Origin of the sequence: Pseudomonas sp. PONIH3, from assembly GCF_002934345.1 — a bacterium.
Taxonomy (GTDB): Bacteria; Pseudomonadota; Gammaproteobacteria; order Pseudomonadales; family Pseudomonadaceae; genus Aquipseudomonas; species Aquipseudomonas soli.
Genome location: NZ_CP026386.1, coordinates 1,672,846 through 1,698,389, shown reverse-complemented (window position 1 = coordinate 1,698,389; position 25,544 = coordinate 1,672,846). Strand labels below are relative to the sequence as shown.

13 protein-coding genes and 1 tRNA gene are annotated in these 25,544 nt (G+C 58.5%); 10 read left to right on the top strand and 4 right to left on the bottom strand.

The genetic code is table 11. The annotated features are described in order from the left end of the window. Positions 1–41: 41 nt before the first annotated feature. The gene (locus C3F42_RS07645; protein ID WP_070414851.1) at positions 42–587 is read right to left on the bottom strand and encodes a DUF3158 family protein; all 546 of its coding nucleotides are present in this window, start codon (positions 585–587) and stop codon (positions 42–44) included. Further along, entirely contained in the window at positions 584–1,369 is a 786-nt protein-coding gene (locus C3F42_RS07640; protein ID WP_070414861.1) for a PFL_4669 family integrating conjugative element protein, read from the bottom strand. The genes C3F42_RS07645 and C3F42_RS07640 overlap by 4 nt, the downstream gene beginning before the upstream one ends. 329 nt (positions 1,370–1,698) lie before the next feature. On the opposite strand from C3F42_RS07640, the gene C3F42_RS07635 reads away from it, so the two are divergent. The 5 genes from C3F42_RS07635 to C3F42_RS07615 all read left to right on the top strand — a co-directional run bounded on the left by C3F42_RS07635 (position 1,699) and on the right by C3F42_RS07615 (position 7,229). Next, positions 1,699–2,283: a TetR/AcrR family transcriptional regulator gene (locus tag C3F42_RS07635; RefSeq protein WP_256586279.1), complete on the top strand. Its 585-nt coding sequence runs from the start codon at positions 1,699–1,701 to the stop codon at positions 2,281–2,283. Positions 2,284–2,409: 126 nt separating this feature from the next. Beyond that, positions 2,410–3,930: an IS21 family transposase gene (gene istA, locus C3F42_RS07630; RefSeq protein ID WP_081273177.1), complete on the top strand. Its 1,521-nt coding sequence runs from the start codon at positions 2,410–2,412 to the stop codon at positions 3,928–3,930. Beyond that, positions 3,927–4,667, top strand: a complete 741-nt coding sequence (istB, locus tag C3F42_RS07625; RefSeq protein WP_064491510.1) for an IS21-like element helper ATPase IstB — start codon at positions 3,927–3,929, stop codon at positions 4,665–4,667. Before istA ends, istB begins: the two co-directional genes overlap by 4 nt. A 48-nt stretch (positions 4,668–4,715) precedes the next feature. After that, complete coding sequence (locus C3F42_RS07620; protein ID WP_104444254.1) at positions 4,716–6,833, top strand: AAA family ATPase; 2,118 nt, start codon at positions 4,716–4,718, stop codon at positions 6,831–6,833. Between the two features lie 320 nt (positions 6,834–7,153). Next, a tRNA-Gly gene (locus C3F42_RS07615) sits at positions 7,154–7,229 on the top strand. A 74-nt stretch (positions 7,230–7,303) separates the two neighbouring features. Here C3F42_RS07615 and C3F42_RS07610 read toward each other — a convergent pair. Next, complete coding sequence (locus C3F42_RS07610; RefSeq protein ID WP_158659546.1) at positions 7,304–12,172, bottom strand: RHS repeat-associated core domain-containing protein; 4,869 nt, start codon at positions 12,170–12,172, stop codon at positions 7,304–7,306. Between the two features lie 190 nt (positions 12,173–12,362). On the opposite strand from C3F42_RS07610, the gene C3F42_RS07605 reads away from it, so the two are divergent. From C3F42_RS07605 to C3F42_RS29320, 5 genes are all read left to right on the top strand, one after another. Continuing rightward, complete coding sequence (locus C3F42_RS07605) at positions 12,363–13,877, top strand: hypothetical protein (protein WP_158659545.1); 1,515 nt, start codon at positions 12,363–12,365, stop codon at positions 13,875–13,877. 8 nt (positions 13,878–13,885) lie between these two features. Beyond that, on the top strand, positions 13,886–16,270 hold the full coding sequence (locus tag C3F42_RS07600) for a hypothetical protein (RefSeq protein WP_104444251.1): 2,385 nt from the start codon (positions 13,886–13,888) through the stop codon (positions 16,268–16,270). Positions 16,271–16,325: 55 nt separating this feature from the next. Then, a complete protein-coding gene (locus C3F42_RS07595; protein ID WP_104444250.1) occupies positions 16,326–20,063 on the top strand; it encodes a hypothetical protein in 3,738 nt (1,245 codons plus the stop codon). A 108-nt stretch (positions 20,064–20,171) separates the two neighbouring features. Continuing rightward, complete coding sequence (locus tag C3F42_RS07590) at positions 20,172–24,308, top strand: RHS repeat protein (RefSeq protein ID WP_104444249.1); 4,137 nt, start codon at positions 20,172–20,174, stop codon at positions 24,306–24,308. 84 nt (positions 24,309–24,392) lie between these two features. Beyond that, the gene (locus C3F42_RS29320; RefSeq protein ID WP_158659544.1) at positions 24,393–24,914 is read left to right on the top strand and encodes a hypothetical protein; all 522 of its coding nucleotides are present in this window, start codon (positions 24,393–24,395) and stop codon (positions 24,912–24,914) included. Positions 24,915–25,086: 172 nt separating this feature from the next. On the opposite strand, the gene C3F42_RS07585 is transcribed toward C3F42_RS29320, so the two are convergent. Beyond that, on the bottom strand, positions 25,087–25,497 hold the full coding sequence (locus C3F42_RS07585) for a PA2817 family protein (protein WP_104444248.1): 411 nt from the start codon (positions 25,495–25,497) through the stop codon (positions 25,087–25,089). Positions 25,498–25,544: the final 47 nt, after the last annotated feature.

The following is a 25,544-nucleotide window of genomic DNA, read 5'->3' as shown; positions in this document are numbered from 1 at the left end:
CGCCTGGCCCACGGCCAATGCGAGAGGGGCGCGATTGGCGGTCAGGGAGGCAGCATATGTCCTGACCGTGCGGTGGTACTTGTGCCCTGTACCCGGCGCAGGTACGCGAGTTCGGCCTGGGCCATCTTGCTGGCGCACTCCTGTGCCTGGCGGCCCAGCGTGTGCAAGAGGCTGATCTGCATGTTCAGCACGATGCGCTGCTGTTCCAGGGCATACAAGTCGTCGAGCAGGCTGACTGGGGTGGTGGCGCTGGCGATGAGCTCCTGCCACAGCGTTACGCCCATGGCCGATCGGTCCGGCCTGCGCCAGCGCAGAAAGGTCGTCCCAGCGCCAGTTTTCTGCTGGGCCAGTTCCGCGGGCAGCAGGTGGAACGGGTGCCCTGCTGCTTGCCGCAGCACGCGACGTTGCGCCAGGGCGATAAGTTGGTCCCTTTGCGCGTGGCAATGGCCGGCCCAGTCCTCAAGAGCCCCCTTACCTTTAAAAGGTCTTAAAAGGCCTTTTAGATAGGCTGCCTGTTCCAGCTTGATAAATTCCGCCTGTTCCAGTGGACGGAAGTGGGCGTATTGCCCCAGGTCTGGGTCCGTCATGCTGGCTCGTCCTCTGCATCTGCGCCGGACACGGGCGGCACTGGCGCTGCGCGGGTGGTCTCGACTGCGGCGGGCTCCGTGGACTCGGAAGTCTCGCGCTGCTGCAGGCCACGGCGCGAAATCGGTGGCGCGAAGCGCGAACGGCGGGTGCCTTCCAGCACGTCCTGCGGCAGCTCCCCTAGCTTTTCCAGTGCCGCGCGGGCTGCAGCATTCTTCGCGGCAAAGTCATCGCGCGTCGTGCCTGAGTACCGGAACTGCTGCGCCAGCGAGAAGAGGCTGCGCAAGGCATGGGCGCCGTCATTCAGCCAGCGCTCGAGCGTGCTGCGATCAATCAGCGCAGTGTGATGGGCCAAGATCAATTTGCGGGCGATGTCGTCGTAGTCGGCCAGCAGATAGACCGCGGCGAAGCCCAATTGGGCATTGACGAACAGTGGAAGCTTGACGGGCTGCACATTGAGGTTCTCGCCGAGTGTCAGTGCTGTCGGCACACCAGCCAGGGCCTGATCAACCTGCTCGCGCAATGTCTGCAGGGTCGACTTCGTCTGGTCGAGCTTCTCTTCGATGCGCAGCATCCACCAGTCGGAGTACGGGTCATCCTGCTCGGCGCCGCGTTTCATCTTGTTCATGACCGAGACGTAGCCGTTGAGGCCAACGATGGCCGCTCGGCCTTCACCTGCGGCACGCCCATGCCAGATGCGAGAGGCGTGATGGGTGTGCAGCGTCAATGACATTGCGCTGCGAAGTGACCCGAGATTCAACTGCAAGGGTTCATTAGTTGCCATGGTGTGGACTCGCTGTTGAGGAAACAAGGCGACAGCTTCGCGCTGACGAAGAAGGCCGTCTGTCAACAAACGGAATCTCGTGCTTGCCGGCTTTGCGATGCGCACCCTCGCACCCCGAGCTATCCCCAGGGGATAACTCCAAGGACATCCAACAACGTGCCCCAGCTCGTTATCTAGGCTGTTGGGGGCTCAGTGCAAAAAAGCTCGCAAGCCTCAACCCTTGCTACTGCAACGGCAAGAAGGAGTAGGAGCAACGTTTGGACAGTCGTGATCGCAATCTGATAGCATACCGTCCAGACGGTACTAATTCTAATTGTGGGAGTGCGATTTTGGCCGACAAAAAAAATGCAGAACCTAGTGATGCTGCTGCTCCGTATTCAGCTCGAGCTAAACAAACACGTGAGCGCATCCTTCAGGCCGCGCGTGATGTGGTCGTCCAAGAGGGAGCGAATCGCCTGACGATCGACGCGGTTGTTGCGCGGGCAGGTCTAAGCAAAGGGGCATTCCTCTATCACTTCAAAACAAAGCGGGACTTGCTCCTTACTCTGATCGACGACCAGGTGCATGCTTTTGACTCCTCGCAAGAAGAGCGCGAGCGGAAATTTGCCGGTGACCCGGACCCTTGGCTATCCAGTCAGGTTGCGTCAATGCCCAACAATGAAATGGAAAAATTGGGTGCAGCGCTGTTAGCGGCTGTGGCAGAAGACCCGACATTGCTTGAGCCCATTCGCGCTTGGTATACGCGGCAATATGCGAGAGCGCGCATTTCCGCGCGGAGTGCTGAAGTGGCTGCAATTGTCCTGCTTGCTCTGGATGGCGCCTTCTTCGCGGAGATGATGGGTTTTCCAACACTTGAGCTTAATGAGCGCCAACGTCTACTGCGAACTCTTCAAGAGCTGGCTTCAGGTTGTTAATGGCCAATTAAACTGACCCACCTCTGGCCAACAATTTTGACCCACCCATAGTGGCATTGGCCACCGACCATGTAGCGTCACCCGCCTTATGCACAGGCCGGGGACAGATCATTGAAGGAGTGGGTTGTGATTCACAAGATCAAGGGGTTGTATGACCAGGGCCGAGGCCTGTCGGTCCGTGCCATCAGTCGTGAGCTGGGGATTTCCCGGAACACCGTACGCAAGTATCTCCACCTGGATGAGATGCAGATCAGCGCTACCATTGCTGACCCTTCACGCACCAAGGTGCTCGACGAGCACCGCGATTATCTGATTAATCAGTTGGGTCAGTTTCCAGCCCTGAGCGCAGTCAAGCTGGCCCGTCGCCTGAGGGAGCGCACCACCGAGCTGGCGGTGTCAGACCGGAGCATTCGCCGCTATGTGCAAGCGCTCAAGCAGCAGGTTGCCAGTGGCCAGTTGCGCTATTACGAGCCGGTCGTTGAGTCAGTGCCTGGCGTGCAGTGTCAGGTCGACCCCGGTGAGCTGCGAGGCGTCATGATTGGCGGCCTGGAGCGTGTCGTTCATTTTGTGGTGTTTGTGCTGTCCTGTTCACGGCTGATGTATGTCGGTCTGAACTTCCGGCCGCTGGATACCGAACGGTTTATCCAGATGCACGACGAGGCCTTCCGCTACTTCGGCGGCGTCACCGAGGAGTGCATCTACGATCAGACCAAGATGGTGGTGATCAACGAGCAGTACCGTGAGCTGACGCTGAACCAGCGCTTCCACCAGTATGCGACTACCGTCGGGTACCGCATCCATGCCTGCGAGGGCTATGACCCGGAGAGCAAGGGCAAGGTGGAGGCCGGGGTCAAGTACGTCAAGCGTGACTGCTTCTACGGCGAGCACTTCCAGGACGAGGCCGCCGTCCGACAGCACCTGAATGATTGGCTCGAGACTGTCGCCAACGCACGCGTGCACGGCACGACGGGGCAGCATCCAAGAGCGCATTTCGAGGCACTGGAGCGTAGTCAGCTCAAGCCCTATCTCGTCCCGCAGAACCTGCTGCACGTGGCGCCGACAAGGGAGACCCGCAAGGTCGACAAGACCGGCTTGATCTCATGGCAGGCCAACAAGTACTCGGTACCCATGGCCTGGCAGCAAGCCCGTGTCGGTGTCAGCGCACAGGACAACCAGTTGCTGATCCATGACCTGGAGAGCGGTGAACTCATAGCCACCCATGACCTGTGCAAGGCCAAGGGCCGGATGATCAAGAACAACAACCATTACCGAGACCATGCCCAGCGCATTACCGACCTGGAGCGCGGCATCGACTCGATCCTGCCCGATGCCCTTGGGGCAACCCTGTGCCAACTGCTCAAGCGTACTTCGCCGCGTATCTACAAGGATCAGCTGGTTGCTGCACGCGACCTGCTCATGGCCCATGCGCCGGTTGATACGGCGTTGCTCGGCGAGTTGTGCGAGCGCAGTGAACTGACCGCCACCGGGCTCAAGCGCTACCTCGAAGCATGGCAGCAAGCCAAGGCGCGGGGCCGGATCATCGGCGACCATGACTATGCGCCAGAGGCCGGTAGCCAGGTTAGTCACGCCGACCTGAACGCTTATGCCCGCATTGGCCAGTCGACTGGCCACGGGGTGACCCAATGAGCCTGCTCGACAGCACTATCGCGCAGTACCGAAGCCTGCGCCTCAGCGCGACCGCGGGTGAGCTGGCCACCCTGCTGGCCAGAGCCGAAGCCAATGAACTGTCCTACCTGAGCTTCGCCCAGTCACTGGTCGAGCATGAGCTTAACGCCCGCTCCAGTAGCCGCGTAAGCCGCAACCTCAAGCAGGCGCAGTTCCCCTCGGAGAAGCATCTGGAGGCCTTCGATTACCGGCACCAGACCACCATCACCAAGCGCCAGGTCAGCACCTTGCTGGACTTCAGCTTTATCGACAACCGCGACAACCTGGTGTTCATCGGACCACCGGGTGTGGGCAAGACCCACTTGGCCATTGGGATTGGCCACAAGGCGGTTCAGGCGGGCTACAAGGTGCTGTTCCGCACGGCTCTGGCGTTGGTCGAGGATCTGGAGCTGGCGGAAATGAAGGGCGAGCTGAAGAAGCGCCTTAATCAGCTGAGCAAATACGACGTGCTGATCATCGATGAGCTGGGCTACCTGCCGATGACGCGCCAAGCCCGGTACAACCTGTTCCAGTTAATCAACAACCTGTACGAGTACCGCTCGGTCATCCTGACCACCAACAAGGACTTCACCAGCTGGGGCGAGTTCTTCCATGACGACAACGTGGCCGTGCCCATCATCGACCGCGTGATCCACCATTCACACATCTTTATGCTGGGAGGTGAGAGCTATCGTTTGAAGCAGAAAACCGGCGGTTAGCGGTGAGCAAGTGGGTCAATTCTATTGGCCAAAAGTGGGTCAAAATTAATGGCCATTGACACACCCGAACCGCTGTCGGATATTTCAATTTTCGATACGCATTGTGCTCGTGCCTATATCGACAACCATGGCGACTTTGCCTATGCGCCCTATGGTCTGGATATCCTCGAAGGATTAGTCGGTGCCTGCAACAAGCTCAAGGTGCGCGCCACGCAAGAGAAGGCGGCCAATGCACCGAGCGATGCCGCTTACGTTGCCCTGACCAAAGAGAAAACTGCGGTAGCTGCACTGCTTCTCGGCATCCCAGCGAAAACCAGAGGGGAGCAGGTCGAGGTGCTGTGTGTGCTTACAGCTGCAGAAAAGGACAGACTTGTTCTGCTCACCAGGACTCTAGCCGAAGCCGATCCCAAGCAAAAAGCCCAAACCTTACGCCAGAAAGCGACGCGCTTCACTGGTCTGAAGGATCGTCTCGTGACGGCAGCCTCTGTTGTCAGTGATGAGAAGATCACTCAGCTTCGGTCGCTTATTCAGAAGTCAAAGGATGCCAAGGCGGCTGCTGAGGTGGCCGCGACTGAGTTCCGACAGACCCCTGGCCAATTGGCAGGGACAGGTGGCGAAGAATGGAAGATCCTCTTCGAGGCTGCCCGAGCGTTTGCAGAGGTTTCACATGCGGAACATGAATTTCCTGCGCTCTCGGAGGCTTCCCTATGTCCGCTTTGTCAGAACGTGCTGGGTCCAGTTGGGGCTCAGCGGCTTGTCCGATTTGACACTTTCATCAAACACGCAGCAGAGAAGTCAGCGAAAGACGCCCGGGATCATGCGACAACGGCGTACCGGACGTTGCAGCAGGCATCTGTCGACCTGATGTTCACCGATGCACTGGTCGAAGAGCTGAATGAAGTCGATCCGCAACTTGCCACCGCCATCAATGTGATGCAAGAGACCTTGGGCGCACGCAAGGCGTCCGCGCTGAAGGCCGCTGCCTCGGAGGTTTTGTGGGAGGAGGTGAGCGCCCTTGCAGATGACCCTCAGGGGCAAATTCTTGGAGTGATTGATGGCTTGCAGCAGCAGGCCAAAGCTCTCGACGCTACCGCGGATGAGAAGGTTCGCGCTGGCATGGTAGCGGAGAAGTTGGAACTCGATGCCCGCGTACGCTTGGGCGAGGTTAAGGGGGCAGTTCTGGAGGCACTCGACAAGCACGAGATTTGTCGGAAGCTGCAGATTTGCATCGATGGCCTAGATGCCAGGGGCATATCGAGGAAGTCAACCGAGCTCTCTCGCACCACCGCCAGCCAAGATCTTGCGGACGCACTCAATGAAGAATTGAGGCGGCTGAAGGTTCATCATTTGCAGGTGGTCATGAAGCCCGAGTCACCTGGAGGGAAAACTCAGTTCAAGTTGGTCCTGCAGTTGCCTGGGGGCGGTAGCCCGGCGGCAATCTTGAGCGAAGGGGAGCAGCGGGCCATTGCTATCGCTTCATTTCTTGCTGAGATTAAGCTCGGCAAGGGCCGTGGCGGCATCGTGTTCGATGACCCGGTGTCTTCGCTGGACCATCGACGTCGCTGGGAAGTGGCGGAGCGTCTGGCGGAGGAGTGCTTGACTCGGCAGGTGATCGTGTTTACGCACGACATTTATTTCCTGTGCATTCTGGAGCAGAAGACGGAGGAGCTTGGTGCAGCCCTGACCAAAAACTATATTCGCAGGACGGCTCAGGGCTTTGGCGTTCATTCCCAGGATCTTCCTTTTGACGTTCTTGGCACCAAGGATCGACTGGGGCGGCTCAAACAAATGTCTGTCGAGGTACGAAGGGCTCAGAAGGACGGCAACGACGACGAACATCGTCGGTTGACTTCCTTGTGCTACGGGAGGCTTCGGCTTGCTTGGGAGCGATGCATTGAGGAGGTTCTTCTCAACGGAGCAGTGCAGCGATTTGGCGAAGGCGTCTCGACCCAGAAGCTGAAGTCCGTTGTGGTGACCGATGACGACTATCGGGAAGTCGACGCTGGAATGACGAAGAGCTCCAAGTTCGAGCATGATGCCGCGATGGCTACAGGAAGACTTCCTATCCCGGATCCGGATGAACTGGATCAGGACATCGCGAAACTTTCAGCTTGGCGGGACGCCGTCAACAAGCGCTTGGGTGAAACGGCCAAGTCGAGAGGCTGACGGTCATAGGCTTGAGCCGTCATCAGCCACCTCGGTGATCGGGTGTCGCAGCAGTTTTCGTGTGCGTCGTGCGTCTCCTCGGTGGCAGTCTCTGGATGTTGATGGAAGTTTTTGGACTGACTTCGTTGACGATGTGTGAAAACAAGGCTAGAATCGTGGCTTCACTGATTCATGCAGTGGAATAAAAGCGTTGGAAATCAAAGACTTGGTGCTCTAGTGCTTGTCTCGTTTCCCGCTCCAGTTTAAATGCATCGTTCCGACGGTGCAGGTGGTGAAGGTCTTCAAGGCGCTTCACGCCACATGCGGTAAAGCTTCACCCTGCGGGAATAGCTCAGTTGGTAGAGCACGACCTTGCCAAGGTCGGGGTCGCGAGTTCGAGTCTCGTTTCCCGCTCCAAATTGAAAACGCCACTTCGTTGAAGTGGCGTTTTTTTTTGCCTGTTGTTCGACAATTCACATAGGTCAGCCAGCCTATTCCCTTACCTCCCTCGGTGTTTTCGGTGCCGGTGTTTTTACTCTTGGTATGGGTGGCCCCTGGTAACCCTCTGCCAGGATAAGCCCTCGAGGAGGGGCTTTGGGCGGTGGCATGGGGGCTTTGGCGGTGCTCTTGCCTCCATGCCAAGCCGCAACGCCATTCACGCCGCTATCCAATAAAGCAAGCCCCATTGATACGTAGCCAATGATCGTGGCTACCCCATACGCCGCTTCATGACCAAAATTTGCCACGGTTTCGGCAACGAAAGAGGCTGTCTGAACGACGGCACCCGCGATCGCCATCCCGATGAACACGGGATTGGCCGTGAGGACCGACAAAGCTGCTCCAACAATCGAAAGTGCGGTAAAGAGTGCGCCAACGCCCAGGCTGAGCCATTTCTGGTCCTTAGCCCTCATGCTCTCCATCCAGATTTCCTCGGGCGTCATTTCCAGGGTTCTGGTCCCGTCCTTGCCGAGGCTTCTGCTGCCATCCTCGCCCATGCTCCTGCTGCGTCCCGTGGGGTCGCGGAATGTGATCGGGTTACCCTGGCAGTAGGCATAGCAATTGATGCCGCCGCTGTCGAACGGGCTGAGCGTATCCGGGCTGAGGAAGCGCATCAGGGTTGGATCGTAGGCGCGATGGCCTCGCCCCAGCAGGTACCAGCCGCTGACCGGGTCGAGCGATTCGCCATTGAACCCGAGCAGGCCCGCCAATGCATCGAAGCGCTCGCCGTAGGCGCTGTACCCGTTGTGGCGCGTGGCGGCCTCCAGGCTGTCGGCAATGACGCTGCCACTGGCATCGCAGCTGAACATCACTGGCGTGTCTGCGCTCTGGCTACCCTGCTGTCCCAACGGGATCTCGCCGGCGTACAGCAAGTGGATCTGGGTCTGCGCATTCTGAATGGCCAGGCGCAGGCGGTTGCCTTGGAAGTGCAGGGCGGTTTCGCCCTCTTTCGCGTTATCCGCGCGAGTTGTCAGATGGCCATGGGCGTCGTAACCATAGTTGCCGCCCGAGCGCTGCCTGGCGCTACCCACCGATCTCAGCCTCAGTTGCGAGTCGTGCGTCACTGCGCGACCGTTCTCATCGATTGTCTGGCAGCCGTTGGCATCATAGGTGAACTGGGCAGGCGTGTCGTTCCTTGGGGGGGAGTAGGTGACACGCGTCAGTTGGCAGGGATCGGCTTGCTTGAAGTCGAATGTTGCAGTCTCCTCCGTGCCGTCTGCGAACTGCGTTACACATCGAATGATGTTGTCCAGATCGTCGAAATCGAACGTCTGGCCGGTGTACTCGCGCCCTTGAGGCGTTCGCGGCAGGTCACGGCCGCTGCACGCATGGTTTGTCAGGCGAGCGCGTTTGTCATAGGTGAAGCATTCCTCCAGCAAACAGATTTCACCCTCCTGCAGCGTACGGCTCTTGAGCAGTGCATCTGGCCACCATTCCTGGGCCAGGGTGCGTTCGGGCTGCGCCGTGCGTTTGAAGGTGCGTTTTTTCTCCTGGCCGTGAACGTTGTATTCCAGGGTGGTGAGCAGGGTTTCCTGGGTCTTGCTGTTTTTCAGCTCAATCTCTGTCAGGCGTCCGAGGGTGTCGTAGCGCAGTTCAGTGAACAGATCGCCGCCGGTGACGGTCTTCAGTTGCCCACGATCGTTGTAGGTCAACTTGTTGTCGTGGCCTCCTTCGACCTGCTGCCAGGTCAGGCGCCCGAGTGGCGAGGTGCCTTGCTCCACGGTGTAGGTGCTGGCGCCGTCCTTGCTCTGCCAGGTTTGTTTCTTCGCACGGTTGTTCCAGTCGTATTCATAGTCGCGCCTACCCAGCTTATTACTGGCGGTCTTGAGCAGCGCGCTGGTCTTGTCGAGGGTAAAACTGGCTGTGTCATCCGGCGCTGTACTGAGGGTGGGCGTTTCCGTGAGCTGCAGGTCGTAACCGTAGGTGATTGTTTGGCGCGCGGCGGTTTCTCTGTCATCGGGTTGCATTTTCCCATTCCGATAGAACAGTTCTTCCTTGCGTTCGCCGGTCTTCGTATCTTTAAGCCGGTCGATGCTGTCATAGGTGCGGGTTCCCAGGACAAGGGGCTTGTCCACGGTCTGCTGCCCCCACTTGAGTTTGCCGCCTTCTCGAGCCAGATCGATCTGGCTGGGCAATTCTTGCGAAGAGTGCTTGGTGTAGCTGCGATTGACCTGGGTTCCGTCCGGCAGCGTTGTCCGAGTCATGCGATTCCAGGCATCGAAATCGTAACGGGTGGTGTTTTCACGCTCATCGACGTGCACCTTGGTGTTGCCCAGCCCGTCGTACTCGTATTGCTGTCGCGCAATGGAGGTATTTGCCTCGAGCCGGTGAATCTGGTCGGGTTTGTCGAAGCGGTTGAGCCAGATCTCGCGCTTGTCACTGATCTTGAAAGTGGTTTCAGGGCTTTGCGCCCATTGCGTGCGGATGTAGCCGTCATGGCGGCCCTGGCCGGTCGGATCATTGTCGGTGTAGTGTTTGACCCGATCGGGGCCTTGCACGCAGCACTCCTGGCCCCAGCCATCGTAGCTGAACTCACAGGTCAGGGTCAGCGGCTCTGGCGCTGCGCAGGGGGACGTCTCGGTAGGGATTACCGGGCGGTAGTCAGTCGCCGTTACCCTGGTTTTCTGGCCGAGGGCATCATAGGCGAGGGTTACCGTGTCCATCATGATCTTGCGTGTGTTCTCATCCCGTTCGTCGATATGGTCGCGCTCCTCCCTCACCGGTCTGCCCAAACCGTCGGTATAGGTGACAGTTTTTACCCCGCGGGCATTGGTCATGGATTGGTGTACCTGTTCGTCCGTAGGGAAATCCCAGGGTCCGTTGTTCGGACAGAGCGCGTAACTGTACGTGCGCCTGGCTTCATAGGCTCCTTCGCCAGGGGCTACGATCTCGGTAATCACCTGGCCTAGTTCATTCTGGGTGATCTGAACGCTGACGCCATTGTGATCGTTGATCAACACCAGCTCACCGGTGACCTGCGAATGCTCCGACGTGACGGTCTTGCGCCGTGCGTCCTCGGGCTTGCCGTCCTCGTGATCATGGCCGGTCACGGTCTGGGTGGTGACCAGCACCGGCTCGGCGCGGAAGGTGCCCAGCGCCTTTGGCACGTATTCAAACGTGGTGGTGGTGGCCAGGCCGTTGAGGGTGACCTTCTGCTCCTTCACCCGGCCATGCAGCTTGCCGTCGGCGGGTGCGTCGAAGTACTGGTACTCGGTGGCCTGCAGCAAGGTGCCAGCGTTGCTGGTGCCTTCATAGAGGTTTTCATCCGCCATCCGATGCCACCTGCGTACCTGGTTCCCGGCCGCGCTGAGCGGCTCGCCCTGCTGGTAACGGTGATGCTGGTACAGCGGCTTGGCGCTGCCATGGCGGGCCTGCGGATCCGGGTGGGTGGTGGTGCTCTTGAGGTGGCGACGGAAGCCTTCGGCGTCTGGCGGGCAGTCGTTGCCCTCGCCCTCGGCGCTGTACCAGTCGTAGACGGTGCGCACGCCGGTGGCCTCGGTTTGTTCCTTGAGGTTGCCGTCGGCGTGGTAGTCGCGCCTGGTGGTCGTCTGCTCGCGTGTGCTCCCCGGGTTTCTGGCCCACTTGTCGAGGGTATCCAGGGGCAATTGGCAATACGCCACTTGCTGCTCGAAATAGCCGTTGCTGATCTTGTAGGTGGTGGTGGCGTCGTGGGTGTAGGTGACGGTCCGGCCCTCTTCCTGCTGCACCTGCTGGGTACGTTCGAGCAACAGCAGGTGGAAGCGGTTGAAGCGGCGCTCGATGGTGCGCGTGATCGGCCCGCTGACCCGTTTCTCGATCGAGCCATACAGGTAGTCGCCGGTATAGCGGTACAGGTAGTCCAGGCCGGTGTCCGGGTTGCGCAGGTTCAGGCCGGCCCCGAGGAAGTTATGGCCCGCCGCATAGCCGCTGCCGGCATCGCTGGAGAGCACGTAGTCATAGCTGACCTCGGTCTTGGGCTGGCCGGAGCGGGGGTCGATCTCGTGCCTCAGGACCCGCGGCAGGGTCGCCGAACTGTTGGGGATGACATGGCCCTTGTCGGGGGCGCTGTAGCTGACGGTTTCACGGGCGCCGAGGGGCGTGCGCACCTTGTCGATGCAGTGGTAGCCGTCGATCTGCGTGTAATGCAGGCGCCAGTAGGGGTAGACCTTTTTCTCGGCATCATTGGCCGTGGGCAGGCGCACCGAGGTCACTAGCTGGTTCTGGTCCAGCTCCAGCTGGTACTCGACGCGACTGCTGTCGCTGGCGTTGGGGTTGAGCACCAGGCGGATAACCTCTTTGACCTCTGGCCGCTCCGGCACGTTGAACGACTCGCGCTCGAGCGAGAAGATCTCGCGGCTCTGGTCACGGATCGACGCCAGCCGCGGCTTGCCGCCGACCAGCGTGTAGGCAAGGGTGATCCCGTGGCCCTTTTCCGAATACACCTTGGTCGGCATGGCCAGGGTGGTGCCGCGCTGCAGTTCGAGGATCTCCACCAACCCCGAGCGGTGGGCAAGGCGGAAAGAGTCGGCGCCAAACGTCTCCAGGTGGAAGCTGTCGACCTTCTTCTCGGACATGCCCATCCCGGGCTGCCCGTCCACGGGGCCGGTCACGGCAAAGCTTTCGCCGCTGTGCACGGAGACAATCCGGCTGGCGGTGTCGTACTGCGACAACTGCAGGTTCCAGCCGCGGCCATAGCCCGAGTCGTTCACGTTGAGCGGGTTGAAGAACAGGGTCAGCGGCAGGCTGGGGCCTTGCAGGTCATTGGCCTGGGTTTCACGCAGGTTGATGGAGAACGTGTACTGGCCGGTACGTGGATCGACCCCGCCTTGCAGGTAGCTCATGAAGTTGAAAGCCTTGGAATGAAGCGCGGTATCTGCAGACATGAAAGTGCTCCCGAACATGGCATTGGCTAGGCCGGGCAAGATTGAATCGGCCAGCAGGTAATCAGGCTAAAGTGCCGGTGAGGTATAGGCACCTAGCATTTTTGCCAGTTTTGCGATGTGCCCGTCTGGCGTAAAACAGCCCTAACGAAGAGGCCCGCTTCTACGAGTGGGAAATGTGAGGGGGTGTTTGATGGCACTGTCAGTTTCGGAAATTTCCCGAGCGGCAATCGAGCAGGCAGCAGAAGAATGTCCTGCCGTGGAAGATCAAGTACCGATGATGCAGTACCTGATGCATCGCAATGATCCGCGAGAGGGCTTAAAGCTCACCATTGATATTGCTGACTTCTCAGGTTCTGTCACGGTGGCTGTGATGCCCTACGCCGGTATGAAAGAGAATGATGTAGTCGAGGTGATTTTCCAGGCGTTCGTTACGGCAGGGCAGCCGATCGGACGTATGCCAGAGATGAAAAAAACGCTGACGGCTGAGAACATAGATAAGCCTGTCGTTTTCAAGCTGAATCGGGCCGATCTCCTTGAGCCGAAAAATCTGACAGGGTTCTACGCCAATTTTTACTTCACAGTGACCCCTGCAGAAGAAAAATGCCGTACATCCATCACGCAAAATGTCCAGGTACTTTCGGGTAGTCCCACCGTAGAGCGCTTGGCTACACCTTACTTCGAACATGACGTAGGCGTCGTCTTGTATCCGGATGAGCATCCTGATGGTGTTTCGGTAATGGCGCCGACGTATGCCGGACAGAAAAAAAATGACATTGTTGTGTTGTTTGACTCAAGGGGAGAGGTAGTAGACTTTATATTCGTCACTCAAGCGAAGCCGCTAAAGTTTACGCTTGGCAAGGCCTGGTTGGAACAGAATGCCAACCAGTCGGACCTGGCGTTGCAGATGCAGTATGGGCGTGCGAACGAAGGTCTCAGAAGTTTACCCTTGCCACTGCGTGTGGCACGGAAGCGCGAGTTTACCGATCCCCCTAAGGTGCCGGGTCAACTGACTTTTTTCAACGCGCGTGCCGGGGTGGCCGTAACGCTACCTCCGAACACCGACATCGGTGGCGGTACAACGACCATGTATATCGTGGGTGCTGACAACACTAAGTTGTTGGAGACCAGTGTCTACAAGGAATTGAATGGCGAGAAGGTCTTCACGTTCGAGCCGGGAAAATTGGACGCCATATTGGGTTTGAAAACCAAAGTGTATTTCACTTATACCTCTTCCGCAGGTGGTTCGTTGTCTTCGAAGTCGGCGGACTTGGAGATCAGCCTGCCGGGTAGCTCTGAGAAAGTAAACCTTCCCAGGTTGCAATGCGTGGAAGCGCAAGGCATTGATAAATTACCCGAGCCCACGAATGATGGGGTGAATTTGGAGTTGTCGGGCTGGCCGTTGATGGCGGAAGGCCAATGGGTAAGGGTCAGGCTTGATAATGGCCGTAACTCTGCACTAATAGTTAATCGGCGTATTACAGAGGAGGAAGTAACGGCTAAGTTGGTGATGATGCCGGTGGATAAAAGCTATTTTGCGGGTAGAACATTCAATTTTATAACTACGTTGTACTTTAATTTTCCTAGGAAGCCTGTGAAGTACCCGCATTTTCTGGTGATACCGGAGGAACCGGAGGATCCGGATACGGGGGCCAGGGGCGAGATTGAGCTCGATGTTTTGACGCTGGAGCGCCTGGATAGCGAATGAGGTTGAAAATGGCAGACAATATACAAGTCCTGCTCGACTGGCTAAAGATCAAGACCCGTGTATCACCCGAAGACGTGGTGGTGGCGCTGCACGGCGCAAAGGTCAATCACTTGCTCGAGCAGGAATACATCAGGCGCTTTTCCGCTGACAGCTATTTCAAGCCATTCAGTGCCCCGGTGGTAGAGGACGAATACCTGCGGTATTACTTGCATGACTTTCAACTGGACATGCCCAGGCTCTCATTCGCCAATGAAGACCTCGACGATTCGCTCGCCTATTTGAACATGGTGATCATCGACGGAACCAAGGTGACGCTCGAATCAATCACCGATGGTTACAAGGTCGCCGCGCTGGATGCCATCACGCCGCTGCATGGCCCGGTTCTCAGCCTGACGCTGCAGCTCGACGAAGTGGATGGTGTGATAAGGGAAGACGGCAAGCTGCTGCTGGACCTGAGCAAGAGCAGCGATTTTTCGGTTGACATCGACGAGGACGAAAACCTGCGGATCATCACCGGCGCACTGTTCAAGGCGCTGTTCGAGAGCTTGCCTGATGACCACCGGATCTTTCCCCTGGGCGTAATCAAACCCGGTGAAGCGCCCGCTCATATGCGCCCACACGCGTTCGCGTTGCGTACCCAGCGTGATACCGACAGCGACGGCTCACTGCTGATATTCATCAGCATGAAGGAAGATTTCAAAGGCACACCGCCGTCGACCAGCCACGACTTTAAATACTTGCATCCCATCGACCGTCCAAATTCCACGGCGACGTTAGTGCTGGGTATCCGGCGCACGATGTTGTTGGCACTGTATCCCAAGTGGCTCGAATCCTTTAAGCAGACCCCTGTGGTCGAGTATGACAGTGAGCGTTTGGGGCGGATCAAGCTCAAGAATATCGAGGCTCAGGAACCGCGCACCACCAAACTCATTGAAAACAGCCTGAAATTTCACCTCAGATTGGCGATCAACAACGATTCCAGTAGAAGGCAAGCGGACGCTTTCAATTTCACCCTGGAACTGCACGAGAACAAGGGCAGTTTGACCTGGGACGAGATCGAGATTGAGGTGGTGATCGACAAGCTGGCGGCAATGCGTGGCGGCGCGCCCGTTTCGCCAAAGTCTAGGAAGACTGAAGTGCTGAAGATGAGTTACACCACTGACTACACGGTCGATGACGGGCCGCCAGTCAAGGTCGTGCGCCAACTGGGGACGCTCTCACATGTGGATCTGGACCGCTGGGAGGAGTCCCTCTACGAGTACTTCTACCGCCTGCATTACCAAGACGATGAAAACACCGCAAAACAGAGCGCGGCCCGTTCGGTTGTGCTGTGCCTGGAGCAGGTCGATATCTTCGCAAGCCGTGCGGTATCGAAGCTTGATGAGATGGTCGCCATCGACCAGAAAGCCGATGCGCTTCTCGACCGCTTGCTTGCGCTGGGCTTCGATGAACTGATCGTCGGCAGTGATACCTATGGCCCGTGTGACGTTGCCCGCTTTGCACAGATTGCCGTGCACAAGGATGCGCCCACCCTGACGCCGCAGTGGTTGATCGTCGGCAGTGATCAGTCCCGGCGGATGCAAGCCACTGGCCCCAGCCCCATCAAGCGCTGGAGTGTCGAAGCGTTGAACGGTGGCAACGCCCTGGGGACCATCGATGAGTTAAGCGGCCTTTACCAGGCACCCGCCGCAGATAAGTTCCCAGGCAATCTCTGGCGTGAGCGGATAAAGGCCACGACCGAGTCAGGGGCCTACAGCTACGCCTTGGCGACGGTCACCAAAACCAACCTGCTCATATCACCGCTGGTGAAGATCTGCGTCCCCGGCCGCAAGGAGCAGTTGGTGGCCAGCTCGACGCTGGAGGACCCCGCTGTCCTGCAATGGTCCCTGGAAGGCGAGGCGAAAGGCGAGCTGGATGCCACGACAGGTCGTGACGTGGGCTACACGCCGCCAGCAGCCGAGCGCGGCAAATCCTACGTGCTCGACGAGGTCGTGGTGACGGACCCAGGGGCACCGGACACGGACACGTTCAGGATTTATCTGATCACTCCCATGATCGCCGGGCCTGCCGAAATCGATGTGAGCGATGTGGTCGCGGGCAGCAGTGCACGCCTGCGGCCAAAAGTTACGATTCATCCCGAAGATGATGAAGTCACCTGGACGGTCCTGGTCGGTCCCGAAGGCATCGAGCCTGTCCCAGGGTCGCAGCACGGTGAGGCCATCTATACGCCAGTGTCCGGAGCGGCACACCGCTTTGCGTTGATCGAGTTCAAGGCGTTTAGTCCATTCCGTACCGCCAGAGGGCTGGTCATCCTGCCCTTGCCTCTGCGCGAGTACAAGTTGCCAGCGGGTAATCAACAGCCATCAGTCTCGATACTGGATAGAAAGGGTTAGACGTTTTGTCAGGGCCTTTTTCTAACGTTTCGCGCCTCCCCTAGGAGCACACAAGATGAACTTCGAAATACCAGCACCGCTGCTGTCCTGGATGGCGGACGAATCAAGTGACAACAACCGCAGGCTTTACGGTTGGGACATGATCATTGGCTTGCCCCTGGAGCTGGTCAATGCGGCGTTGCAGCACAATGGCCTGCAACGGCTCGCCGTTGACCAAGGGGTTGAGGGGCTGGGGGGGGAAATCCTCATCCAAGACAGCCGGCAGAAATATGAGCTGGCCGGCTATCGTCTTTCCAACCTTGCCGTGCAAGTTGCCGCCACCAATTACGGCAACCCCAATGTAAAAGTGTCCGCAGTGTTGGAAGGTGGCGCACAGATTCGCACAGAGGGGCTGGGTTCGGTTCTGACGCTCAGTGAGCACCCACCCTACAGCGGGATCGACGCTGGGCTGGAGCTGCCGATCACGTACCGTGAGGGCAAGTTGGGGGCCAGTCTGAAAGATGGCGTTGAGCACGAACTGGCTGTGGGTACGGGAGAGGTTATCAAGAAGGCAGCGGCAGAGCTGTTCAAGGAGATGCTGCTTGACCTGGAGACACCAAGGGCCCAGTTGCGGCTTGCCCAGGTGCAAGCCAGCGACGACAACCCGTTGCGCCAAGTCGCGAGGATGGAACTGCGCACACAGATCGACGGCAATACACATGTGGCGGCAGGCGAAACGCCCCCCAGCAACGTGCTGCTGTTCGTCAACTTCGCGCACGGCGGGCCAGTGGATTTCCCGCGCGGGGGGGACACCTTTCCCTATCTGCTGGGCTCGGACGGTGCGGGCGGGCAAGGCTGCACCGCCTTGCTGTCGCGCCACCTGCTGCACCGGGTAGCCTTTGGCCAGAGCATTATGGCGAGCCTGCAGGGCGGGCGGTATGACTATGGCGAGTCGTCAACCCAGCCGCTGCCCAGGATCACTGTTGATCAGGGTGAGATGCCAATACCGGGAGGTCTGCACGATGGCGGGTATCTGACCATCGCTTATGAAGCGTTCACCCTTGACGCGACGACTGACGCGCAATTGCAAGTGGCATTCGAGCCGGATCGGGCGATCCAGACCTGGCGACCGCGCTGCCGTATTGAATTTCGTTACCAGCTTGCGGGTTCAGAGGCGTGGACCACCCACTCGGTGGTGGTGCAGCCGCAGCTGAACTACAGCTTGCAGCTCAAGGGGGCCGGTACGGCCGGTGAACTGCTGGAGGGCTGGTGGTTGGCGGCGGCGACAGAGCCGGCGCTGATCGAGCACTTGCCAGAGGAGTTGCCCACGGCGCTGCAGGACGAGATGGCCAGTGCCCTTGAGCACATTGTCCGGGCTGCCTACCTTCAAGCGGTCAACGCCCGCCCGTTGATCAATGTTGCCGAGCAGTTGCTGCCCTTCCTGCGCTTGTTCGACACCGACGACCTGCGTTGGCAGGTCGGCGCCACGCCCAACAACCTTGTGGTGGTGGGGGCTTTCGACAAAGCAGAAGGCCAGTTCCGCATCGAGCAGCAGGAGGCCCAGTTGAAGGCTGGGCAACCCTTCACGTTCACGCTGCAGCCGCCGCGCCCTGGGGTGAAATGGCGCGTCGAGGCGTTGCCGGGAACCCCAAGCATCGAAGGTATGGAGGAAACATCGGGTGTGTACACCCCCCCAGCGATTGCTGGCAACTGGCGCATCAAGGTGGTAGCCGAGGACCCTGTGACGCGCATGAGCAGCTCGGCGTTGGTGAGTGTCAGCACCGTTCGGGTGATGATGGGGCCATTGTTCAAGCACCTGGTACGTGGCCATGAAGACGTGGGAGAGCAGGTCCGGTTCGTGGCTTCTTCCATGGAGCAGGGGGCGGCCGAGTATCAATGGGATGTCGAGGGCGAGGAGGGGGTCAAAGGCACGTTCGCCATTGACGGTGATACCTCGGTGGCCGTGTACACGCCGGGACCCAAGCAGGAAGGACGCACTTATGTGATCGACAGAGTCGTGACGACCAACACGGTGACCCAGGACGTGCGTCTGGGCTTGGTCCTTTCCCAGCATGGTGACCCGGAGCTGGAAATCTGGCCTGGCGCAGAGGTGACCGACAAGGGCCTGAAGCTTGAGGCTTGGCTCGGTGAAAGTGAAGAGCCGTTGGAAAATGTTGTCTGGACGGTAGAGGGGCCGGGTGAAGTTGTGGATGACCACTACAGGCCAGACCCGGATGCTGCCGATGCGTTCGTGCTGATTATCGGGACATTCGAATATAAAAACCATCTTTATCAAGGGCATCTGGTACGGCCTCTGCCCCTCGATCGTTTCCCAGGCCTGAGCGCCGCCCAAGCGATGCGCAAGCGTCATAGGCAACGGGCCGGTGCGCGACGGTTGTCCATACATCAAGAGGGAACCCCGACGTTTGATCTTTTGCCAAAAGGGCCACTGGCCGTCGGGCCAGGGCACAAAGTGAAGTTCAAGCTCTCGGCGTTCAAAGGCAAAAAGGTGAGCTGGAGGGTTGAACGGGTCTCGGGCGATCAGCAAATGCGCGGCCAGATCGATGCTGAAGGTGGCTACACCGCGGGCAAGACCGATACCGGTTCGGATCGCGTGATCGCCGATCTTTGGTTATTGGGCAGCAAGGTGGGGACTGCAGTCGCGACCATCATCAACGTCCCCGACATGCCAGTGTGGGATTCGCTCAAGTCATTCGACCTGAAAGCCAGCAATTTTAACGGCGATGCTCACATTTATGGCAATGGGCATATGCAGGTCGAAGTTGGGATAGAGATGGCAGCGGAAGGAATAGAGCTCCAGATCGGGGAAGTGGATAGCGTGCGCCTGTTTTCAAAGGCCACGCATCTGCAACTGCCAGAACAACGTGGCCCCCTTCCGAAGCAGCAGGCGCTGTGGGCATTCAACCGAGACAGGAATGCCTATGATCTGGCAGGTTCGACGCAATCTGCCGGTGTACAGGGGCCCCCTGTGATACTCGCCAAGAAACAATATTACTTGCTCAGTAGGGCCGCAGTGTCTGGTCATATTGACTGTTATGCCGGGTTGCAGGATCGCCATGGTGCCTGGCACTACAGCAACCAAGCAAGCGTGGTTGGGAATCCGGAAATTAAAGTGAAGGTCATAGAGCATACGGTCCGTACGGACGATTTTTTACTTTCGCGTACGCGGATACGACCGGATCGCCGGGGAAACGAGGACGAAGATTTCGATCTGGTGTTGGATTCCGTGGATTATTGGAAGTTAACGTCGAAGCAAGAAAGGAAGTTTTTCAAGGTCAAGGTAATGACCGGCGCAGTTGCCCTTGCGAATGCAAGATCTGAAGATCCGGCCGCCGAACCGGCCCCCGCGGACCCTGTTGATCGCGATTCCATAGTTCTGTGGGAGGATGACCACGATCAGGTCGCTACGGCGAGTTATACCGGTTGGGCGTTTTGGTCGGCGGAGAACGGGACCCCCAGGCCGAAAACCATGAAATTTCATGTTGATGGGCTTAGTGAACTGCTACCCAAGCCTAAATCTTCTATGCCTGATCCTGCCTATTTGGGGGAAGATATAGAGGCTGGGGATTTTGCCGCTCCGGGTTTGATTATTGGTAACTTCCGGGTTGATGAGTATTACTACAGTGAAGCCGATAAAAAATATGTGGAGCCTTTCAAGAAAAGCCTGTTGTATCGCCTTCAGGATAGTCAAGGCAATACTGTCGACTTGTGGGTTTCTTATGACACTGACCATGAGAGTCGTTATCGAGACTTTCTGATTGTCAAGGAGGCCAAGCCGGGGGATGAGTGGTAGCCATTGTCGAGGGCGTTTCGCTGGTTGAGTATTTCGCTCAGGCGGCGCTGTATATAGATCATGTGAATAAAGTGAGCAGCATATTTTCTTTACGAGGAGCATTTCAGCATGTCTGCAGATACCGCGCTTCATTCCAAGGCTTTCAACTTCATGAGCTACCTGCAAGGCGGGGTCGATCCACGTACCGGCCAGTACACGTTCTCCATCAACCTGCGTGAAACCCAGGCCAATGACCTGCAAGGCCCCAGCCTGCCGCTGACCCTGTTCTTCAACCCGCTCAACGTGAACGACTCGGGCTATGGCCGCGGCTGGAACCTGCAGTTGTCGCAGTACGACACCGCCAGCCGGATTGTCTCCGTGCACAGCGGCGAAAGCTTTGCCGTGACCGGCCCCGTGGACGGGCAGCCCGGGATGGGCATGTCCGAGAAGAAGGTCGACAGCTTCCACCTGGAGACGTTTGGCGCCGACTCTTTCCGCCTTGCCCACCGCTCGGGGTTGGTGGAGATCCTCGAACTGCAGCGCGGCACCACCCTGGCCATGCCGACCAAGGTGTATTCGGAAAAGGGCCACGGGATCACCCTTGCCTACACGCTGGTCGGCGGCAAGCCGCGGCTGGCGTCGATCCGTGACCAGAGCCGCGAGATCTTCTCGCTCGAGCGCGAGTCGTTCAACGTGCCGGAGCGGCCAGAGGTCAAAGAGGTTATCCGCCTGGTGCTCAACCCCAACGCCAGCGACAGCAGTCGCGTCGAGTACCAGCTGGAGCTGGACCAGAACCAGCTAGTGACCTCGGTGCGCCTGCCCACGGCCAATGATGCCGAGAAAAAGGTCTACCCCTACTGGCGCCTGCATTACACGCAGATCGACGGCTACCACTGCATCGACAAGGTGCGCACGCCCCTCGGCGCCCGTGAAACCGTCAGCTACAGCGCCCCCGACAAGGGCCATGTCATCCCCAACAGTTCGGCGACCCTGCCGCGGGTCCTGAGGCACGAGATCGACCCCCGCTCCGGCCAGCCCAAGACCGAGGTCAGCTATGACTACGTGCTCTCCAGCGATGCCGGCAGCGGCTATGCGGCGGGCCATAACTTCCTCGGGGCCGGCCTGAACCTGCGCAACCCGGACACCGGCCTGGACTACCTGTACCGCTATACCGGCGACTACCTGTATGGCTCGATCGAGAAACGGGTCAGCGGGCCGATCACGCGCACCATCGAGCGCCGCTTCAACCGCTTCCACCTGCTGTTGCTCGAACGTACCCAGCAGGTGCAGCAGGAAGAGGGCCGGACCGTCACCTACACCCACGACGCCACCACCACCTACAAGATCAGCAACGGCTATTTCGAGCAGCAAGTGGCGTATTGCCAATTGCCCCTGGATACCCTCGACAAGTGGGCCAGAAACCCGGGGAGCACACGCGAGCAGACGACCACCAGGCGCGACTACCACGCCGACGGCAACCTCAAGGAACAAACCGAGGCCACCGGCGTGCGCACCGTCTACGACTGGTACAGCGCCGAGGGCGAGGGCAACGACTGCCCGCCAGACGCCGAAGGCTTCCGTCGCCACCTCAAGAGCACCACCACCCACCCGGATCCGCAGGCCCGCCATGGCAGCGCCAAGCCGCTGTACCAGCATCACCGTTACCAGCAGGGCGAGCCGCTCAGCGCGGCCGGGAACCAGGTACGCAGGTGGCATCGGATGGCGGATGAAAACCTCTATGAAGGCACCAGCAACGCTGGCACCTTGCTGCAGGCCACCGAGTACCAGTACTTCGACGCACCCGCCGACGGCAAGCTGCATGGCCGGGTGAAGGAGCAGAAGGTCACCCTCAACGGCCTGGCCACTACCACCACGTTTGAATACGTGCCGCAGGCGCTGGGCACCTTCCGCGCCGAGCCGGTGCTGGTCACCACCCAGACCGTGACCGGCCATGATCACGAGGACGGCAGGCCCGAGGACTCGCGGCGCAAGACCGTCACGTCGGAGCATTCGCAGTTCACCGGTGAGCAGGTGCTGGCCGTTGATGATAACGACGTGCGGATTCGCACCGAGCACAACGAACTGGGCCAGGTCGTGGCCGAGATCGTCGCGCCGGAGGACAAGGACGGTTACGAAGCCCGGCGGATCTACAGCTACGCACTCTGTCCCAACAATGGGTCGTGGGAAAATCCTGTGGACGAGGAGGCTTGGCAGGCACGTATCGACGTCAACGGGGTGACGACGCGCACGCATGTCGATGGTCTAGGGCGGGTGGTCGCGGAGTGGCGTGAAGATTGGGATAACAATGACGGCGCCAAACCTGACGACCTTCGGCAGTTGTCTAGCGCTAGCTATGACCCGCTGGGTCAGTTGCTGTACGAAACCGAACATGACTGGCGGCCAGGTCAAGCGGACCTCACCCTCAGGACGGCCTACGAGTATGACGGTTGGGGACAGCAGGCCGTGACGGTCGGCCCGGACGGGGTCCGTGTTGTCGAGCAGAACGACCCGGTCGGCCCAGGTGCGCAAGTTCACGATGGGCGTGTGACCAAAAGTTGGCGTGAGTGGACAGGGTCTGGGGCGAAGAAGACCGGCGTGTCCGAGACCCGCATGAACAAGGCCGATGCACCCGTATGGGTTCAACGGCGTGGCCTCGACGAGAAACCAGTCAGCCTACAGACCACCCTGTACGACGGGCTGGCAAGGGTTGCGCAACAAACCACGGGTGAGAATGCAACGGCCCGGGTCACCGCGTTTGCCTATGATGCGTTTGATCGGGCCACCCATGAGACACGGCCCAAGGCGATCAGCTACAGCGATGACCCCGATGCGCTGACTACCTCGGTTGTCCAGCGCCAGTATGCCTTGCACAGCCGTGAAGACCTGCAAGTGGCTATCGATGTGACGGAGGTTGGCGATGGGCAGCGCAAGCAGGCACCTCGTGTGCTGGGGATCCGATCGATCGACGGGCTGGGGCGCCTGGCGCATGAAGACATTGGCGGTCGAGTGAGAACCCTCAGCTACAAGCCGGGTGAGCGCCAGCCTGAAAAAGTGATCACCCCGGAAGGACAGATCGACTACACCTACGAGCTGAGATTGAGCGAGAAGCCAATGACCCGTGGGTTGGGCACTCAGGTTCAGCAGAGTGACGTGGTGTATGACTACGACAAGATCAATGCCCGCCTGAACGGCTGGGAGGTGCCTGCGCAAGGCGGCAACCCACTGCAGACGCTCCAGCGCGAGTACTATCAGACCGGCCAGCTCAAGCGGGAGACCTTTGCTCGCCATGAAGGGGCATCGCCGGTCACCCACACCATGGCCTATGTCTACAGCCACCGCGGGCGCCTGCTCGAGTACACCGATGTGCTCGGGCAGGTGCAAGTCAACGGCTATGACGCCCACGGCCGACTGATGTCGACGACGATGTACGCACCAGGCCAGAAAGAGGGGGAGAAGGGCGAAGTATTGCTGGAAACCAGTTTCCACTATGACGAGCTAGGTCGCATGTACCTGCACAAGACCCGCGACACGAAGACCGGGCAGACCCTCGACACCCAATTGACGTTCGACGAATTTGACCGTGAGACGCACCGTACTTTTACCGCCGAGGGCTTCGCCCAGACCCTGGTGCAGACCTACGATGATGCCGATGCCATGCGCAGCCGCGCCCTGACCGAAGGCAGCGATGGCCGGGGCCAGGAAATACGCATGGAGACCTATGAGTATGACTTGCGCCAACGCTTGATCGAATACCGTTGCACGGGCGACCAGCGGCCGCTGGATCCCTATGGCAACGCGATGACTGGGCAGAGTTTCAAGTTCGATGGCCTGGACAATATTCGGGAAGTGATCACGACGTTCGATGGTGGCAGCAACACGGCGACCTACCACTTTGAAAATGATGACCCGGTTCAATTGAGCCGGATAACCAACACGCACACAACGGGGGCAGGGAAATACCCGGTCGAGATAAAACTTGCCTATGACCGCAATGGCAACCTGATCAACGACGAAGAGCAGCGTACGTTGAAATATGACCACCTGAACCGTTTGCTCAGTGTCCAGGGACAGGATGTCGAGGTTCGGTATCACTATGACGCGCTGGATATTCTCATCGGCACCGAGCAAGGCGACGTCAGGCAGCAACGCTTCTACCGAGGCAATGAGCTGGTAAGCCAGACGGGTACGGATGGCGATGTCTCGTTTGTCAAAGGCGGGGAGCAGATTATTGCTGAAATGACCCATGAGCGCGATCCGAACGCTTGATGTGTACGCACAGGCGGTTGGCAGGGGCGGTAAAATTTACCGCCCAGCACTTCAAGTAATAAGCGAATTTAGATGGGGCTGAATATGAAGATGATATATACCATGGTCTTAGCCATTCTGACAGTTTTTTTGGGGCGTCAGATGGCAAGCGCGGAAGACCAGCTTGGGGTTCTTACCATGACTAATGGTAATCAGAGAACTGAGTGTCAGATTTCCATTGTTAGAGGCTATAAATTCTATCATATGGATAAAACGGCATGCGGCGATGATAATGTTTACACTTTTACTCTCTCGGGGGTTAAGGCAGGCGTGGAGATAAAATTTTGCGGAGAGCAATACTGTAAAGAAAATAAAGGATGTGGTGGATGGCCTAATGAGCCGGGTTGTTTTGTTTACACGATAAAGACTCTCAAGCGCGATTCCTCTGTGGATAAATATGCGCTGACAAGACTTTCAGGCCTGAAAGAAGGTTTTATTCCACATAAGTCATTCAAGATGCTTCGGGTCTATGATGATAAGAAAATTGAAGGAAAGCTTTCACGTGTAGAAATCAAGTATTGTAATGATGCGGATAACTGTCCTGACGAGCCTGAGCTTGGCCAATAACTAGGGTTTGTCCGAGAAGTCGTCACGGGGCGATCAAGCAAAGCGAAAACAGACGAGGAACGGTCGGAGTTATGCTCGACTATACGTAGTAGGAATGAGCATTCCGACCGGGCTGGCGCATCAGCCTGTTTTCAACGTGGTTTCGTCGCGCAGGCAGCTCTTTTTACATACCCTAGGCTTGATTCCGGGTAATGGCTTCGATCCTGGCCTGCTTTTCCATGGCCCAATCAAATGCTTCACCCTTCTGCTCTGCTTCGTAGTGTTGTTCTTCCAACTGCTGATAAAGCTCCAGCTCTTCATCCGGCATGAAATGCAGGCAGTCGCCGGCAAAGAACCACAGCAGGTCGCGAGGTACCAGATGGGCGATCTGCGGATAGCGCTGGATTACCTGGCAGATTAGGTCCTGGCCCAGGTACTGGCTTTGCAGCGGGTCCTGCGGCAGCAGGGTGAGCAGTTCGTCGAAGCGCTCGAGGAACAGGGCGTGGCTTTCCTCCGGGACCTGTTCGGCTTCACCCAGCGCGGCCAGGATGGTACGCAGGTGGTGGAGCAGTTGCAGGTGGTATTCCAGGTGGGGGTTGGCCATGGCGGCGCTCCTCGGTGGTTGAAACGGGGGGCGGAGTATACGCCGGT

Coding starts and splice junctions, on each gene's coding strand:
- C3F42_RS07595 (WP_104444250.1), top strand. CDS start 16,326: ATGAACTTCGAAATACCAGCACCGCTGCTGTCCTGGATGGCGGACGAA.
- istB (WP_064491510.1), top strand. CDS start 3,927: ATGAGCCTGCTCGACAGCACTATCGCGCAGTACCGAAGCCTGCGCCTC.
- C3F42_RS07620 (WP_104444254.1), top strand. CDS start 4,716: ATGGCCATTGACACACCCGAACCGCTGTCGGATATTTCAATTTTCGAT.
- C3F42_RS07590 (WP_104444249.1), top strand. CDS start 20,172: ATGTCTGCAGATACCGCGCTTCATTCCAAGGCTTTCAACTTCATGAGC.
- C3F42_RS29320 (WP_158659544.1), top strand. CDS start 24,393: ATGAAGATGATATATACCATGGTCTTAGCCATTCTGACAGTTTTTTTG.
- C3F42_RS07645 (WP_070414851.1), bottom strand. CDS start 587: ATGACGGACCCAGACCTGGGGCAATACGCCCACTTCCGTCCACTGGAA.
- C3F42_RS07610 (WP_158659546.1), bottom strand. CDS start 12,172: ATGTCTGCAGATACCGCGCTTCATTCCAAGGCTTTCAACTTCATGAGC.
- C3F42_RS07600 (WP_104444251.1), top strand. CDS start 13,886: ATGGCAGACAATATACAAGTCCTGCTCGACTGGCTAAAGATCAAGACC.
- C3F42_RS07585 (WP_104444248.1), bottom strand. CDS start 25,497: ATGGCCAACCCCCACCTGGAATACCACCTGCAACTGCTCCACCACCTG.
- C3F42_RS07640 (WP_070414861.1), bottom strand. CDS start 1,369: ATGGCAACTAATGAACCCTTGCAGTTGAATCTCGGGTCACTTCGCAGC.
- C3F42_RS07605 (WP_158659545.1), top strand. CDS start 12,363: ATGGCACTGTCAGTTTCGGAAATTTCCCGAGCGGCAATCGAGCAGGCA.